Source organism: Haloactinomyces albus (assembly GCF_031458135.1).
GTDB classification, from domain to species: Bacteria; Actinomycetota; Actinomycetes; order Mycobacteriales; family Pseudonocardiaceae; genus Haloactinomyces; species Haloactinomyces albus.
Genome location: NZ_JAVDXW010000001.1, coordinates 1,195,692 through 1,211,051, shown reverse-complemented (window position 1 = coordinate 1,211,051; position 15,360 = coordinate 1,195,692). Strand labels below are relative to the sequence as shown.

The window sequence follows — 15,360 nt, the reverse complement described above, 5'->3', positions numbered from 1 at the left end:
TTTCCTCGCAAACCTCCGCCCCTCTGCACGGCTCAGCGGCCGAGGGCGGTATCCACGGCATCGATGTTCGGCGCGACCGTGGCCTTCGGGCCGACGTGGTCCTGCACGGCATCGAGCGTCTTCAGCCCGTCACCGGTGATGAGCAGCACCGTTTCCGAGTCCGGGTCGAGCTGCCCGGTGTCGATGAGCTTCTTCGTGGTGGCCACCGTCACTCCCCCCGCGGTCTCGGCGAAGATGCCCTCGGTGCGCGCCAGCAGGCGGATGCCCTCGACGACCTCCTCGTCGGTGACATCCTCGACCGAACCGTTGGTGCGGCGCACGGAGTCGAGCACGTACGGGCCGTCGGCCGGAGCCCCGATGGCCAGCGAACGGGTGATGGTTTCCGGCTGGACCGGCTGCACCGTGTCAGTGCCTTCCTTGAAGGCACTCGACACGGGGGAACAGCCCGAGGCCTGGGCACCGAAGATGCGGTAGGGACTCGGTTCGACGAGGCCGACTTCGCCGAGTTCCCGGAAGCTCTTGTCCACTTTGGTGAGCTGCGAGCCGGAGGCGATCGGGACGACGATCTGCTCGGGCAGTCGCCAGCCGAGCTGTTCGGCCACCTCGAAGCCCAGAGTCTTGGAGCCCTCGGAGTAGTAGGGCCGGACATTGACGTTGACGAACGCCCAGTCCTCGTGCTCGCCGGCCAGTTCGGTTGCCAGCCGGTTGACGTCGTCGTAGTTGCCGTCGACGGCGAGCAGCGAGCCGTCGTAGACGGCGGTCATCAACACCTTGGCGCGTTCCAGCGAGGACGGCACGAGAACGACCGAGTCCCAACCGGCGCGGGCTGCGGCCGAGGCCACGGCGTTGGCCAGGTTACCGGTGGACGGACAGGCCAGAACCTTGAATCCGAACTCGCGGGCGGCGGCCAATGCCACGGCAACGACGCGGTCCTTGAACGAGTGGGTGGGGTTGCCGGTGTCGTCCTTGATCCAGATGCGCTTGACACCGAGCGCCTTGGCGAGGTTGTCGGCTCGCACCAGCCGGGTGCAGCCGGGCTCGGTGTTCGGGTGCTCCTCCACGTTGGAGGGCACCGGAAGAAGGTGTTTATAGCGCCAGATCGAACGCGGGCCGGCTTCGATGTCCTCGCGACGGACCCGCCCGAAGTCGTAGGCGACCTCCAGCGGCGAGAAGTCCTCGAGGCAGACGAATTCGGGTGCCAGCGGCTGGCGGTGTCCCTCTTCCTTGGACACCAGTTCGGCAGCCGGGCCGAGATCGAAGGTCTTGTTCGCCGCAGTGGTCTGGGTGCCGGCGGCAATGGTCATCGCGAGGTCCTCTCCCCTCATCTGTCCCGCATGCGGGTCGGAATTGGCACCTTTTTCGTCGGCGGCCTCGCGGCAGTGATCACGAATGGCCAACGCTGGTTGCCGGGGCTTCTCCGGGCCGTTCCCTCTGCCCCTCTGGATGAGCTTTTCGTTTGTGGTTGCCACGGTACGGCAATCGACCACCATCCGGCCACCACGATCCAGGATGCGGGACGCCTTCGCGTCGTCACGAACGCGTGCGACCATACTTGCATGAGCCCCTCGACCGCTGCTCCGGAGTCGCTGCATCTGGTTCTCGGTGAGGAAGAACTGCTGGTGGAGCGGTCTGTGCGGGCTGTGGTGGATGCGGCGCGGGCGGTCGACCCCGCCGTCGAACTCCGCCGCATCAGGGTGAGTGAACTCACCCCGCCCGAGCTCGACGAGATGCTCAGTCCCTCCCTGTTCTCGGAAGCACAGGTCGTGGCGCTGGAGGCAGCGCAGGAAGCGGGCAAGGAGATCGCCGAGGCGATCCTCGCTCATGCCCGCCAACCGGCCGATGGTGTCGTGCTCATCGCCCAGCACAGTGGCGGCGGTCGAGCGAAGCAGGCCAAGGAACTGCCCAATGCGCTGCGCAAACTCGGTGCAACGGTGACCGAGTGCCGCAAGATCACCAAACCGGCGGAGCGTGAAGCGTTCGTCCGGGACGAGGTTCGCCGCGTTGGTGGGCGTATCGACGCGGCCGGGGTGAGCGCTCTGATCGAAACCGTGGGCTCGGATCTGCGCGAGCTGTCGTCGGCGGCGTCGCAGCTTGTCGCCGACACGGACGGTCGTGTCGACGAGCAGGCGGTGCGCCGTTACCACCAGGGCCGTGCTGAGGTCACCGGTTTCGTGGTCGCGGAGAAGGCGGTGACGGGCGACCGGGCCGGTGCGCTGGAAGCATTGCGGTGGGCTTTGCAGCTGGGTGTTCCGCACGTGCTGATCGCCGATGCGCTTGCCGAATCGGTGCGCACCCTCGGGCGGGTCGCCGCTGCGGGCAGCAGCGACACGTATCGGCTGGCGAGTGAGCTGGGCATGCCCGAGTGGAAAGCCAGGAAGGCGCTGGGGCAGGCACGAGGGTGGAACCGGGCGGGAGTCGCCGCGGCCATGCAGGTGACCGCCACCGTCAACGCCGACGTCAAGGGGCAAGCCGCGGATGCTTCCTATGCGCTGGAACGTACGGTATTGCGGCTGATCGACCTGCGCACACGGTGATGCGGACAGGGAACGGGCCCTTCGGAAGATGCTCGCTTCCGAAGGGCCCGAGAGGTCGAGTGCTCGAACTCGACAGTGCTCGGAACTCAGAGCTGGTTGGCGCGCTTGGCCATGGCAGCCTTCTTGTTGGCGGCCTGGTTGCGGTGGATGACGCCCTTGGTGGCCGCCTTGTCCAGCGAGCGCGCGGCGGCACGCTGCAGCTCGATGGCCTTGTCCTTCTCGCCGGCGGCAGCGGCCTCGCGGAACTTGCGGATGGAGGTCTTCACCGCGGACTTCACCGACTTGTTGCGCTGACGGTTCTTCTCGTTGATGAGGATGCGCTTGCGCGCGGACTTGATGTTGGCCACTGGTCGCCTCTTTCGACTCGATCGGATCCGTGCCGCGCTGTCGTGGCGCTGCCTCTTGGTCGCTGTCCGTCACTGTCCGCGATGCGTGGTCGCCAGGACGCACGGTCTGGCGGGGACCGACTGAGAGCCAGCCTTCCTCCCGAGCGGAATGCCGCACGGCACGGCGCGCCATCCTAGCAGCGTCCGAGGGGCCTACGGACTGCGGGCACGGCATCAGTCCGCGTCGCCTGCCGTGCCGCCGTCCTTGCGCGGGCGCCCGCGGCGAGCCGGTTTCCCCGCGTCCTCGGGGAGCCTGCCCGCCTCGGCGAGCGCTTTGCGCAAGAGGAATTCGACCTGAGCATTGGTGCTGCGGAGTTCGTCACCGGCCCACCGGGCGAGTGCGTCGTGCACAGCCGGGTCCAGACGAAGAAGGAAGCTCTTCCGGGAAGCCACACCCCACCTCAGTGGTACAGCGAGCCGGTGTTGACCACGGGCTGTGTGGCTCGGTCGCCACACAGCACCACCAGCAGATTACTGATCATCGCGGCCTTGCGGTCCTCGTCGAGTTCCACCACGTCGTGCTCGTCCAGTCGCTGCAGCGCCAGATCGACCATACCGACAGCACCCTCGACGAGCCGCTGCCGTGCCGCGACCACGGCGCCCGCCTGTTGGCGCTGCAACATGGCCTGGGCGATCTCGGGAGCGTAAGCCAGATGTGTCAGCCGCGACTCGACGATCTGCACGCCCGCCGACTGGACCCGTACGGCGATTTCCCTGGACAGCTTTCCGGTGATCTCGTCGGCGTTCTCCCGCAGCGACAGATCGTGAGCACCCTGGTTGTCGTAGGGATAGCTGGTGGCGATGTGGCGGACTGCCGTCTCGGTTTGGGTCTCCACGAACTCGACGAAGCTGTCGACCTCGAACGATGCCTGGGCCGTGTCGGCCACCTGCCAGACCACCACTGCTGCGATCTCGATCGGATTGCCCTCGGCGTCGTTGACCTTCATGACCGACGTCTCGTGGTTGCGGATCCGGGTGGAGATCTTCTGCTTGCTGGTCAGCGGATTGGTCCACTGCAGACCGGTGGCACGAACCGTGCCGGTGTAACGGCCGAGGAACTGCACCACACGAGCTTCACCGGGAGACACCGCGAAGAGTCCCGCGAGTGTCACCAGGCCGACCAGGATGACGAGGGCGCCGGCCACCGCGATCGAGATGACGATACCGCCGGTGATCGTGGCGCCGGTGATGAGCAGTGCGATCCCGGCGAGCAGCGCGAGGAGTCCGACACCGAGCAGCGGCATCCCCAGGAAATGCATTGCTCGGTGCTCGCGCACGTCGGGCTCGGGCATGGTCATCGGCACGTCGGCGACGTTGCCGTCTGCCTCGGTATTCCCGGGTGTCCCGGCTCGGACGGTGCTCATGGCGACTCCGATCAGCGACTGTCAATGATGTCGAAAACATAGCATAGTGATATCAATTTTTTGAACTGCTCCAATGCGGTGTCCCCGATCTGGCAGGGTGTTCCGCGGCGATGGCCGGGAGGAAATCAATGGAAACCGAATTCGACCCCCCATCGCCCCGGATCGGCTCCGGGGCGAGTGACGACACGTCGGCGATGAGGCTGGAGTCTCTCGGCAAGCGGTTCGGGGACAAGACCGCCGTCGACCGCTTGCACCTCTCGGTGCCGAGAAGTTCGTTCTTCGGACTCGTCGGACCGAACGGAGCGGGAAAGACCACCACCCTGTCGATGGCGGTGGGGCTGCTGCGCCCGGACAGCGGGAGCGCGCACATCCTCGGTGCCGATGTCTGGCAGGACCCGGTTCGGGCCAAGGAACTCGTCGGGGTGCTGCCGGACGGCATGGCGATGCCCGAGCGGCTCACCGGCCGGGAGCTGCTCACCTATACCGGCCTGCTGCGCGGCATCGACTCCGGCACGGTCGCTCAGCGCACCGAGGAATTGCTCGACGTGCTGGAACTCACCGAGGCCGGGCGCACGCTGGTGGTGGACTACTCGGCGGGGATGCGCAAGAAGATCGGACTGGCCGCGGCGATGCTGCACGGTCCGAAACTGCTCGTGCTCGACGAGCCGTTCGAAGCGGTGGATCCCGTCTCGGCCGGAACGATCCGCAGGATCCTGCAGCGCTTCGTCACCGCGGGCAACGCCGTGGTGTTCTCCAGCCACGTGATGGCTCTGGTCGAACAGCTCTGCGATCAGGTGGCCGTCATCGCCTCCGGTCGGGTCATCGCCTCCGGTCCGCTGGATGAGGTTCGGGCGGGCACCTCCCTGGAGGACGCCTTCGTGCATCTCGTCGGTGGCCGCACCGGCGGCGGAGAGGGGCTGTCGTGGTTGGCGTCCTGATTCGCATGCGGCTACGACTGCTGAGCCATTCATTGCGCGGCGCGGCCCGGGTCGGTGGTTTTGCCGCCGGTGCCGTCCTGGGCCTCGTGTCCGCCGTGATCACGGCAGGCGCCATCGCGGCAGCCGAGGCGGCAGGCGGAACCGGACTTACCGCAGCGTCGCTGCTGTTCCTGGTGTGGACACTCGGTTGGCTTGTCGCACCGATCCTGGCGGCCGGTAGCGACGAGACTCTGCAGCCCGAGCATTTCGCTCTGCTGCCCGTCGGGCCACGCAAGCTCGCTCTGGGGCTGATCGCAGCCGCTGCGGTCGGGCTCGCTCCCGTGATGACCTTGCTGGCCTTCGCCGGTCTGCTCGTGCCCGCGGCAAGCCGAGGAGCGGGACCACTCGCGGTGGCGGGGGTGGGCGCCGTGCTTCAGGCGGCGCTGGCCATCGTGGCGTCCCGGGTCGTGGTGGGCTGGCTGGGTTCGGCGATGCGTTCCCGACGAGGACGCGACCTGGGAGTGCTGCTGGCTTCCGGCGTGATGCTGCTGATCATTCCGGCGCAGATGCTGCTCGGTTCGATCGTGCCCGTCCTGGTCGGCGCAGGTGATTCCGCACTGGGCGAGGTACTTCGCCTGCTACCGTCCGGTTGGGCTCCGGGGGCGGTCCGAGCCGCCTCGGCAGGGCAGTGGCCGCTGGCGATGGGCCTGTTGGCTGCGCTGCTCGTCGTCGTCGGACTGCTGACACTGCTGTGGTCGGAGTTGTTGCGCAGGCGGCTGACCACCCCGTCAACGGGCTCGGGCTCGGTCGCGAAGAGGGCCGGTGGCGGATGGCTGGAGCGGATTCTGCCCGCCACGCCGATCAATGCGGTGATGATCAAGGAAATCCGGCTGTGGTGGCGCGATAATCGGCGCCGCGTGTCCCTGTTGCCGGGTCTGTTGCTGGGCTTGGCGATGCCGCTGTTCATCGGCTTCGGCAATGGCCCCGGCAACGCTGCCCTGCCGTTCGCCGCCCTGTTCGCGATCTGGTTGTCCATGCTCAATTGCGGGAATCTGTACGGACTCGACGGTGCCGCCCTGCGGCATACCTTGGTCGCTCCCGAGGTGCAGCACGCGGAGGTGCGGGGGCGACAGCTGGCGTGGCTGGCGTTCGTGGCTCCGGTCGTTGCCGTGGCCGCCCTGGTTCTGCCCGCGGTGGCAGGGCAGGCGGGCGTATATCCCTGGGTGCTCGGCGTGACGGCGGCTGTGCTGGGTGCCGCCAGTGGTGTGGTGGTGCTGCTTTCGGTGTTCACGCCTTTTCCGGTGCCGCAGCAGCGCAGTAATCCCTTCACCGCGGCAGGTCAGCCCGGGTTCGCGACCGGGTTGAAGCAGTTCGCCATGAGTGTGCTGCTGGTGGTCGCCGCGATACCGGTGCTCGCCGTGCTGATCACCGGCACGGTGCTGGGCAACGACTGGCTGCTGTGGTCGTCGGTTCCGGTCGGAGTGCTCTCGGGAGTGGTATCGGCATGGGCATGTGGCCGTATCGCGGTCCATCGGCTTCGCACCTGGGGACCCGAACTGCTCGGCGTAGTGCAGCCGTGAGGGAAAGCAGCTCGGCGTCCGTGCCGGAGCCTGGCCTCGGGTCTGGCCTGCTGTGGTCGTCGCTCTCACCCATGCGAGTGAGATCGGGGCGTCGAACGCGCAGGTGAGGTGCTTTGATCGAATCCGCACCAAGATCGTGCCCCGAATCGGGAACAAAGCCACGGAGCCACTCGTTGAGGGGGGTGGCCGGTTTTTGTGTTCGTGTTCGACACGCTCGCAGAATGATGTTGCGGGCGCGTAGCTGCCCTTCAGGAAGCTGGAGGCATCGCCGTCTGGAACGCCAGGCCTCGGCGTACCCACACCAGGGTGGGCGCCGGTACCCCCGTTCCTGTTGGGAGACAGAAGATGGCACAGGGCACTGTGAAGTGGTTCAGTTCGGAGAAGGGCTTCGGCTTCATCACTCCGGACGACGGCGGTGCTGACGTGTTCGTGCACTACTCGGAGATCGACGGCACCGGGTTCCGCAACCTCGAGGAGAACCAGTACGTGGCCTTCGAGGTGACCCAGGCCGCCAAGGGCCCCCAGGCCACCGGCGTCCGCGTCCTCTGAGCTACTGATCGCCGCCTGCCCGGCGGCTACCGAACGACCTTCCACCGGCCGGTGGAAGGTCGTTTTCATGTCGGGGCCGTCGAATGCCCCGAACGACCGCCGACGGCTGTGCTGGGTCGTCAGTGGCCGGACTGACGGGGGTCGGCGAGTCCGAATCAACTTCGTTTACGAACAGAACACCGGAACCGCACGTGTAATCAGCGCATGGGAGTTGTGATGACCGAGCGGAACGAACCGGAGTTCGCCAACATGACCGACGCCGAGCTTGCCGAGTGGCAGTATGCGCACAAGGACGAACTCGATGCGGAGTGGGAACAGGGTGACTACGAACCCGTCGAGGTGGAACTCGCACCCACGTTCGAGGTGACGAGATCGTTCCGGCTTCCGGTCGCCGATGCCCGATTGATCGACGAGGCAGCGGAGAGGGCCGGAACGAGCAGGTCCGAATGGATTCGACGTACGCTGCTCGCGGCAGCACGGCCCAGCACTGAAACCGCGATTTCCCAGGCGGATCTCCGCCGGGTCGCGGATCTGTTGCGCAGTGCCGAGGCGCTTGTCGAGCCCGCTGTGGGGGAACGTAGAGCCAGTTGATCGCCGCGGGTAGCCGTGTTGCCAGGGGCGAGTGGTCGGACTCGGCATGACCCCGGAGATCGGCGGGTAGAAACGGGACCATGGAGATCTTGAACAGCAGGATGATACTGCGCCCACAGGATCGTCAGCGGTCCCTGGAGTTCTACCGGGACATCCTGGGCCTGGCGATCCACCGCGAGTTCCCCGGCGGAACGGTGTTCTTCCTCGGCCAGGGCTTCCTGGAACTGTCCGGTGAGGCCGAGCAAGGGCCGAGTCCGGACCAGGTGCTGTGGCTGCAGGTGCGCGATGTTCGCGCGGAGTTCGAGCAGCTACGCGAGCGGGGTGTGGCGGTGCTGGCCGAGCCCGAACGCAAACCGTGGGGATTGGACGAGGCCTGGATCACCGATCCGGACGGGATGCGGATCGCTCTCGTGGAAGTTCCCGGCGATCACCCGTTGCGCGTGGACGTGCGCCAGCACTGATCAACAGTCGGCGGGGTTGTACGGGATGCGAGCCGCGTGCGCCGGTTTCGGAGGTGAATGCCCGCCTGCGGCTGCCTGCTCAGGAGGATTTCTCGTCCCCCGGCGCCCCGTTCCCGGAGTACAGCGGAGGCCCGTCCACTGCGCAGTGGCTCCGGTGAGCAGAACCCTGCTGGGCGGAGCGTTGCCGGGCGGACTCCCGAGGAGCAGTAGGACGCTGCTGGGCCGGGCTCTGCCGAGGTTCCGACGGCGCCGGACGGGGTACCGGTTCCGCCGTGTCCAGCATGCTGTTCGGGATGCTCAGAGCCGACAACACCCCGCCCAGTACGAGCAGACCCACACAGATGAGCATGGCCGTGTCGAAGCCCCGGCTGAACAGGGCGGGCCGGGTGTAGGCGCCACCGGAGATTCCGGCTGCCACGGGCAGTACCGCCACCGCCAACATCTGGGCGGTGCGTGCGATGGCGTTGTTGACCCCGGATGCGAGCCCGGTGTGTTGCGGCCCCGCGGCGGCCAGTGCCGTACTGGTCAGCGGTGCCACGGTGATCGAGAGCCCGAATCCGAAGACGGCCACCGCGGGCAGCACCTCCGTCAGGTACGAGGCGTCGGGTCCGATGCGCAGCATCAGCAGCAGTCCGGTGGCGGCGACCACCGGACCCAGGGCCATCGGTCGGCGCGGCCCGATCCGCTGTGCCAGTGCCCCGACGCGGGAGGACAGGGCCAACATGATGACCGTGACCGGCAACAGCGCCGCTCCCGCCAGCAGCGGTGAAAAACCGGCCACCACCTGCAGATACAACACGAGCAGGAAGAACACTCCGCCGAGCGCGGCATAGACGGCGAGCGTGACCAGGTTGACCGCGCTGAAGCGTCGGGAGGCGAAGATGCCCAGTGGCAGCATGGGGCGTGCGCTGAACCGTTCGACCAGCACGAACGCGATGAGCCCCACGACGCCGCCGAGGCCGACTCCGATCACGGCCGGGGTGACTCCCGACTCTCCACCTACGCTGAGCGCGTAGGTCACGCCGCCCAGTCCCAGCGCACACAGTGTTGCACCGGCAATGTCCGGATGGTGACTCGTGGCAGGCGTGGAACTTTCCGGCACGTGCCGCGACGTGACCACGAGAACGAGTACGGCCAGTGGGAGGTTCAGCAGGAAAATCCACCGCCAACTGCCCGCTGCGATCAGCCATCCGCCGAGAAAGGGCCCCACGGCACCGGCGATTCCCGCCAATCCCGACCATGCACCGATGGCTCGGGAGCGGTGCTCGGAGACGAACGAAGCCTGGATGATCGCCAGACTCCCCGGTGTCAGCAGCGCCCCGCCGATGCCCTGCAAAGCACGGGCGCCGATGAGCATCTCGATGGTCGGAGCCAGTGCACATCCCAGGGAGGCGAGTGCGAACCACACGGTCCCCACCAGGAAGATGCGTTTGCGCCCGTAGCGGTCCCCGAGGGATCCGCCCAGCAGAATCAGGGCGGCCAGCGTCAACGTGTATCCGTTGATCACCCACTGCAACCCGACCAGCCCGGCGTTCAGTTCGCGACCCAGAACCGGCAACGCGATATTGACCACGGTGGCGTCCAGCGCCGCCATCCCCGAACCGAGCACCGTGGCCGTCAGAATCCATCGGCCTGCAGGCTCGCCCAAGCGTGCCTGCACCGGCCGACCGCCATCGGCCTCCGCGTCGTTCGCCGTCATGAACACTCCCGAAACACCCGCCGGAGCGAGGTCGTACCGACGTGTCCGCAGCATGGCCCTCTCAGCGGGGTGGCGCGAAGTGACAAACGGCGAATACGACCGTCATCGGTGCCCGTTCCCGACTTGGACACAGAGCAGTCCCGGACACGTGGGACGATGGAGGGGTCCCTGCCCGTACGAGAGTCGACATCTGTGCGAGGAAACTCAGTGAGCACGTTCGCGGATACCACCTTCACGTCTCCGGAGCGCATCCGGAACTTCTGCATCATCGCCCACATCGACCACGGCAAGTCGACGCTGGCCGACCGGGTGTTGCAGCTGACCGGGGTGCTGGGCGAGCGCGCGTACCGCGACCAGTACCTCGACCGGATGGATCTCGAACGCGAGCGCGGCATCACGATCAAGTCCCAGAACGTGCGGCTGCCGTGGCAGGTCAATGGCGAGGACCATGTACTGCATCTCATCGACACTCCCGGCCACGTCGACTTCACCTACGAGGTGAGCCGGTCGTTGGCCGCCTGTGAGGGTGCGATCCTGCTGGTCGATGCGGCGCAGGGTATCGAGGCGCAAACGCTGGCGAATCTGTACCTGGCGATGGAACACGAGCTGGAGATCATCCCGGTCCTGAACAAGATCGACCTGCCCGCTGCCGAGCCGGATCGTTATGCCGCCGAACTCGCCCACATCATCGGGTGCTCCGAGTCCGACGTGCTGCGGGTCTCGGCCAAGAGCGGCGAGGGCGTCTCCGAGGTGCTGGATGCGGTGGTGCTGAGCGTGCCTGCGCCGCAGGGCGATGCCGACGCCCCGGCCCGTGCGATGATCTTCGATTCCGTCTACGACACCTACCGGGGCGTGGTGACCTACATCCGAGTGGTCGACGGCAGGATCACCCCTCGTGAGCGGATTCGGATGATGTCGACCGGGGCGACTCACGAACTACTGGAGGTCGGCATCATCTCGCCCGATCAGAAGGCCTCCAAGGGGCTCGGGGTCGGCGAGGTGGGCTACCTCATCACCGGTGTGAAGGACGTCCGCCAGTCACGCGTCGGTGACACCGTCACCTTCGAGAAGAAGGGCGCCGAACAGCCGTTGGGCGGGTATCGCGATCCGGTGCCGATGGTGTACTCGGGCCTGTATCCGATGGACGGCTCGGATTACCCGGTGCTGCGCGACGCCCTGCAGAAGCTGCAGCTCAACGATGCCGCGCTGACCTACGAGCCGGAGACCTCGGGTGCTCTCGGCTTCGGTTTCCGCTGCGGTTTCCTCGGCCTGCTGCATCTGGAGATCACCCGGGCGCGGCTGGAGCGCGAGTTCGGACTGAACCTGATCTCCACCGCCCCCAACGTCGTCTACGGCGTGACGCTGGAGGACGGCACCGACGTGGAGGTCACCAACCCCTCGGACTGGCCGGAGGGCAAAGTCCGCGAGATTCGTGAACCGATCGCCAAGTGCACGGTCATCGCACCGTCGGAGTTCGTGGGCGCGATCATGGAGCTGTGCCAGAGCAGGCGCGGGCGGATGGACGGGATGGACTACCTCTCGGAGAGCCGGGTCGAGCTGCGCTACACGATGCCGCTGGGCGAGATCGTGTTCGACTTCTTCGACCACCTCAAGTCGCGTACGCGCGGCTACGCCTCGATGGATTACGAGGAGTCGGGTACGCAGAACTCCGACCTCGTCAAGGTGGACATCCTGCTGCAAGGGGAGGCGGTGGACGCCTTCAGTGCGATCGTGCACAAGGACGACGCCTACGCCTACGGCACGAAGATGGCGGGCAAGCTGCACGAACTCATCCCGCGCCAGCAGTTCGAGGTGCCGATTCAGGCCGCTGTGGGGTCACGCATCATCGCCCGCGAGACGGTGCGGGCGATGCGCAAGGACGTGCTTGCCAAGTGCTACGGCGGTGACATCAGCCGTAAGCGCAAGCTGCTGGAGAAGCAGAAGGAAGGCAAGAAGAAGATGAAGACCGTCGGGCGGGTCGAGGTCCCGCAGGAGGCCTTCGTCGCCGCGTTGTCCACCGAGGAGGCAGGCAAGGACGACAAGTCCGCCAAGGGCAAGAAGTAGCCGGCCGTGCGCCCGGGACCTCGTTGTCCCGTGGTCGCCCATCGCCTGCGGGGCACCGCCCAGCTCCCTGGCGTGGTGCTGAGCGGTGCGCCCGCGAACTGCTCCGGTGACCGTGCCCCGCGAAGGAGTGGGCCTCACCCCTGGTGGGCCTCCAGGAAGGCGTAGACGTCGGCCTCGTCGACGCCGGGGAAGGTGTCCGAGGGCAGGGCCGACAACACGTGCGAATGCGCCCGGGCCGACGGCCAGACCATGCCCTGCCAGCGGTTGGCCAGCTCGGCGGGTGGGCGCTGGCAGCATTCGCCGCTCGGGCAGCCGGACTTCGAGTGGTTCGTGGTGTCGCGTCCCCGGAACCAGCGTGACTCGGTGTAGGGCACGCCGAGGGTGATGGCGAAGTCCTTGCCGCGGCTGGGGTCGACGTGGGCCACGCACCAGTGGGTGGCGCCCGGCTTGTCGGTGTACTGGTAGTGCGTCGAGTACCGGTCGGCGGAGGCGAAGACCTGTCGTCCTGCCCAGTGGCGGCACATCCGCTGCCCCTCGATGGCGCCGGTGGGATCGCTCGGAAACACCAGCCCGTCGTTCTCGTAGGCCTTGTAGATGATGCCGGTCTCGTCATTGCGCACGAAGTGGCAGACCAGGTCCAGGTACTCGGTGGCGAGGTTGGTGAAGCGGTGCGCGGCCATCTCGTAGGACACCGAGAACACGTCACGCAGGTCCTCGACGGCGAGGTCCCGATCGGCCTTGGCCTTTTGCAGGTAGCTCACCGCCGCACGCTCGGGAACGAGGACGGCTGCGGCGAAGTAGTTGGCCTCGACGCGCTGACGCAGGAAGTCGGCGAAGTCGCGCGGCTGGCGATGGCCGAGCGTGAGGTGCCCGAGGGTCTGCAGCAGGATGGTGCGGGGGCTGTGCATGCCCAGCGACTCCCTGCGCAGAAAGATCCGCTGGTGACGCAGGTCGGTCACCGAGCGCACCGAACGGGGGAGGTCGGTGACGAAGCGCAGACCGTAACCCAGGTGAGTGGCGATGGATTGGATGACGCCCTCGGACAGCGGGCCACCCTGGTAGCCGACGCGGTCGAGGATGTCCGAGGCGGCCTTCTCGATCTCGGGGAAGTAGTTGCCGTGCTTGCGCATGGTGCTGCGCAGTTCGGCATTGGCCTGCCTGGCCTCTTCCGGAGTGGCAACCTGCTTGGTCTCACGTCGCCGCAGCTCCTCGTAGAGGGCGAGAACGTGTTCGAGCGCCTCGGTGGGGACTCGCTTGCCGATCTTCAGCGGCGGCACGTCCAGCTGCTGGTACAGCGGATCGAGCTGGGCCTGCTCCACGGCGATCTCCAGTTCGGCGCGCCGGTTCGGCGCTTTCTTGGACATCAGCTCGTCGACCGAGCTGCCGAGTGCCTCGGCCAGTGAGCGCAGCAGGGACAGCTTGGGCTCGCGGTGACCGTTCTCCAGCAGGGAGAGCTGCGAGGGCGCCCGTCCGACGCGTTCTCCCAGCTCGACAAGGGTCAATCCGGCAGAACGACGCAAGTGGCGCAACCGCTGACCAAAGACCAACAGGTCTTGATCGCTAGAAAAATTACGGTCTTCTTCTTCGGTGAAGTCCTGCATGAGCTTCATCCTATCGAAAGAAACCATAAATTTCTCCCCGTTTTCTTCTCGTCAACCTCTGGCGTGGGGGCAAGACTGGGTCCCAACAGGCCGCAAGCGCGATCGAAAGGTGAACACCATGAGCTCCCAGCCTGGCACTCGCGAGCAGGCCCTTCAGGCCGCCAACGACCTCCAGCGTGAGTGGGACACCGACCCACGCTGGAAGGGCGTCGAGCGCACCTACTCCGCCGGTGACGTCGTCCGCCTCCGTGGCTCGGTGCAGGAGGAGCAGACCCTGGCGCGCCAGGGGGCCGAGCGGCTCTGGAACCTGCTGCACGACAACGACTACATCCACGCTCTCGGTGCGCTGACCGGGAACCAGGCCGTCCAGCAGGTGCGCGCGGGTCTCCAGGCGATCTACCTGTCCGGCTGGCAGGTGGCCGCCGACGCCAATCTGGCAGGCGAGACCTACCCGGACCAGAGCCTGTACCCGGCCAACTCCGTCCCGCAGGTCGTGCGGCGCATCAACAACGCCCTCAAGCGCGCCGACCAGGTCGCCTGGGCCGAGGCACTGGATGCCGAGGGCACCGAGGTCGAAAGCGAGGACCGGCACTGGCTGGCCCCGATCGTGGCCGACGCCGAGGCAGGCTTCGGCGGCGTGCTCAACGCCTACGAGCTGATGAAGGGCATGATCCAGGCGGGTGCCGCCGGTGTGCACTGGGAGGACCAGCTCGCCTCGGAGAAGAAGTGCGGTCACCTGGGCGGCAAGGTGCTCATCCCCACCGGCCAGCACGTCAAGACCCTCAACTCCGCGCGCCTGGCCGCCGACGTCGCGGGCGTGCCGTCACTGATCATCGCCCGGACCGACGCGCAGGCCGCCACGCTGCTGACCAGCGACATCGACGAGCGCGACCAGAAGTTCGTCACCGGTGAGCGCACCAGCGAGGGCTTCTACCGGGTCAACAACGGCATCGAGCCGTGCATCGAGCGCGGTCTGGCCTACGCTCCCCACTCCGACCTGATCTGGATGGAGACCTCCACACCGGATCTCGACGAGGCCCGCAGGTTCGCCGAGGCCATCAAGGCCGAGTACCCGGACCAGATGTTGGCCTACAACTGCTCGCCGTCGTTCAACTGGCGCAAGAACCTGGACGACAGCACCATCGCCAAGTTCCAGCGCGAGCTCGGCCAGATGGGTTACAAGTTCCAGTTCATCACCCTGGCCGGCTTCCACGCGCTGAACTACAGCATGTTCGACCTGGCCAAGGGCTACGCCTCCGAGGACATGACGGCCTACGTCGACCTGCAGGACCGCGAGTTCGCCGCCGAGAAGGATGGCTACACCGCGACCAAGCACCAGCGCGAGGCCGGCACCGGCTACTTCGATCACATCAGCACCGCGGTGAACCCGGAATCGTCCACCACCGCGCTGGCCGGCTCGACCGAGGCCGCCCAGTTCTGAGGCACCGCAAGACCGTGAGCGCCCTGTTCTCCTGCGAGGGCGCTCACCCGAGACGCACCAGCGGCCCTGTGGCGGGGTGTGTTTGATCGCGATGGTGCGAGTGGGCGGGATTCCCGGCGCCGGGATCCCGCCCACTTTTTCGTGTCCGTGTGTCGCCGAACTCGGCTACTCGG

General features: G+C 66.8%; 14 protein-coding genes and 1 riboswitch. Of the genes, 8 read left to right on the top strand and 6 right to left on the bottom strand.

Annotated elements, in window-relative coordinates; all coding sequences use genetic code 11:
- Positions 1-32: 32 nt before the first annotated feature.
- The gene (gene thrC / locus JOF55_RS05605) at positions 33-1,304 is read right to left on the bottom strand and encodes a threonine synthase (RefSeq protein WP_310270562.1); all 1,272 of its coding nucleotides are present in this window, start codon (positions 1,302-1,304) and stop codon (positions 33-35) included.
- A 14-nt stretch (positions 1,305-1,318) separates the two neighbouring features.
- Positions 1,319-1,450: riboswitch (SAM riboswitch) on the bottom strand.
- Between the two features lie 106 nt (positions 1,451-1,556).
- Between thrC and holA the strand changes: the two genes are divergently transcribed.
- Positions 1,557-2,534, top strand: a complete 978-nt coding sequence (gene holA / locus JOF55_RS05600) for a DNA polymerase III subunit delta (RefSeq protein ID WP_310270559.1) — start codon at positions 1,557-1,559, stop codon at positions 2,532-2,534.
- A gap of 86 nt (positions 2,535-2,620) precedes the next feature.
- Here the strand turns inward: holA and rpsT are convergent, their stop codons facing one another.
- The 3 genes from rpsT to JOF55_RS05585 form a co-directional block, all read right to left on the bottom strand.
- The gene (gene rpsT, locus JOF55_RS05595) at positions 2,621-2,881 is read right to left on the bottom strand and encodes a 30S ribosomal protein S20 (protein ID WP_310270557.1); all 261 of its coding nucleotides are present in this window, start codon (positions 2,879-2,881) and stop codon (positions 2,621-2,623) included.
- 213 nt (positions 2,882-3,094) lie between these two features.
- Positions 3,095-3,313 (bottom strand): type II toxin-antitoxin system antitoxin, encoded by a 219-nt coding sequence (locus JOF55_RS05590; RefSeq protein ID WP_310270555.1) that lies wholly within the window; start codon positions 3,311-3,313, stop codon positions 3,095-3,097.
- A gap of 8 nt (positions 3,314-3,321) precedes the next feature.
- Positions 3,322-4,284, bottom strand: coding sequence for an SPFH domain-containing protein (locus JOF55_RS05585; RefSeq protein ID WP_310270552.1), 963 nt, complete (start codon positions 4,282-4,284; stop codon positions 3,322-3,324).
- A 128-nt stretch (positions 4,285-4,412) separates the two neighbouring features.
- On the opposite strand from JOF55_RS05585, the gene JOF55_RS05580 reads away from it, so the two are divergent.
- The 5 genes from JOF55_RS05580 (at position 4,413) to JOF55_RS05560 (ending at position 8,382) form a co-directional block, all read left to right on the top strand.
- Entirely contained in the window at positions 4,413-5,222 is an 810-nt protein-coding gene (locus JOF55_RS05580; protein ID WP_310270549.1) for an ABC transporter ATP-binding protein, read from the top strand.
- Complete coding sequence (locus JOF55_RS05575; RefSeq protein WP_310270546.1) at positions 5,207-6,781, top strand: hypothetical protein; 1,575 nt, start codon at positions 5,207-5,209, stop codon at positions 6,779-6,781. Before JOF55_RS05580 ends, JOF55_RS05575 begins: the two co-directional genes overlap by 16 nt.
- Positions 6,782-7,126: 345 nt before the next feature.
- Entirely contained in the window at positions 7,127-7,330 is a 204-nt protein-coding gene (locus JOF55_RS05570) for a cold-shock protein (RefSeq protein WP_310270543.1), read from the top strand.
- Positions 7,331-7,546: 216 nt separating this feature from the next.
- The gene (locus JOF55_RS05565) at positions 7,547-7,921 is read left to right on the top strand and encodes a ribbon-helix-helix protein, CopG family (protein WP_310270540.1); all 375 of its coding nucleotides are present in this window, start codon (positions 7,547-7,549) and stop codon (positions 7,919-7,921) included.
- Positions 7,922-8,001: 80 nt separating this feature from the next.
- Positions 8,002-8,382 carry a VOC family protein gene (locus JOF55_RS05560; protein WP_310270536.1) on the top strand — a complete coding sequence of 127 codons (381 nt, stop codon included), beginning with the start codon at positions 8,002-8,004 and terminating at the stop codon, positions 8,380-8,382.
- 79 nt (positions 8,383-8,461) lie between these two features.
- Here JOF55_RS05560 and JOF55_RS05555 read toward each other — a convergent pair whose 3' ends face one another.
- Positions 8,462-10,081, bottom strand: a complete 1,620-nt coding sequence (locus JOF55_RS05555; protein WP_310270533.1) for an MFS transporter — start codon at positions 10,079-10,081, stop codon at positions 8,462-8,464.
- 156 nt (positions 10,082-10,237) lie between these two features.
- Between JOF55_RS05555 and lepA the strand changes: the two genes are divergently transcribed.
- A complete protein-coding gene (gene lepA / locus JOF55_RS05550) occupies positions 10,238-12,145 on the top strand; it encodes a translation elongation factor 4 (protein WP_374727233.1) in 1,908 nt (635 codons plus the stop codon).
- Between the two features lie 134 nt (positions 12,146-12,279).
- On the opposite strand, the gene JOF55_RS05545 is transcribed toward lepA, so the two are convergent.
- On the bottom strand, positions 12,280-13,746 hold the full coding sequence (locus JOF55_RS05545) for a helix-turn-helix domain-containing protein (RefSeq protein ID WP_374727402.1): 1,467 nt from the start codon (positions 13,744-13,746) through the stop codon (positions 12,280-12,282).
- A gap of 118 nt (positions 13,747-13,864) precedes the next feature.
- Between JOF55_RS05545 and aceA the strand changes: the two genes are divergently transcribed.
- Positions 13,865-15,187 (top strand): isocitrate lyase, encoded by a 1,323-nt coding sequence (gene aceA, locus JOF55_RS05540; RefSeq protein WP_310270526.1) that lies wholly within the window; start codon positions 13,865-13,867, stop codon positions 15,185-15,187.
- Positions 15,188-15,360 lie beyond the last annotated feature (173 nt).

Bases quoted from the DNA above. Each gene is read 5' to 3' on its own strand.
- thrC (WP_310270562.1), bottom strand. From the start codon at position 1,304: ATGACCATTGCCGCCGGCACCCAGACCACTGCGGCGAACAAGACCTTC.
- holA (WP_310270559.1), top strand. From the start codon at position 1,557: ATGAGCCCCTCGACCGCTGCTCCGGAGTCGCTGCATCTGGTTCTCGGT.
- JOF55_RS05585 (WP_310270552.1), bottom strand. From the start codon at position 4,284: ATGAGCACCGTCCGAGCCGGGACACCCGGGAATACCGAGGCAGACGGC.
- JOF55_RS05580 (WP_310270549.1), top strand. From the start codon at position 4,413: ATGGAAACCGAATTCGACCCCCCATCGCCCCGGATCGGCTCCGGGGCG.
- JOF55_RS05570 (WP_310270543.1), top strand. From the start codon at position 7,127: ATGGCACAGGGCACTGTGAAGTGGTTCAGTTCGGAGAAGGGCTTCGGC.
- JOF55_RS05565 (WP_310270540.1), top strand. From the start codon at position 7,547: ATGACCGAGCGGAACGAACCGGAGTTCGCCAACATGACCGACGCCGAG.
- JOF55_RS05560 (WP_310270536.1), top strand. From the start codon at position 8,002: ATGGAGATCTTGAACAGCAGGATGATACTGCGCCCACAGGATCGTCAG.
- JOF55_RS05555 (WP_310270533.1), bottom strand. From the start codon at position 10,081: ATGACGGCGAACGACGCGGAGGCCGATGGCGGTCGGCCGGTGCAGGCA.
- lepA (WP_374727233.1), top strand. From the start codon at position 10,238: ATGGAGGGGTCCCTGCCCGTACGAGAGTCGACATCTGTGCGAGGAAAC.
- JOF55_RS05545 (WP_374727402.1), bottom strand. From the start codon at position 13,746: ATGCAGGACTTCACCGAAGAAGAAGACCGTAATTTTTCTAGCGATCAA.
- aceA (WP_310270526.1), top strand. From the start codon at position 13,865: ATGAGCTCCCAGCCTGGCACTCGCGAGCAGGCCCTTCAGGCCGCCAAC.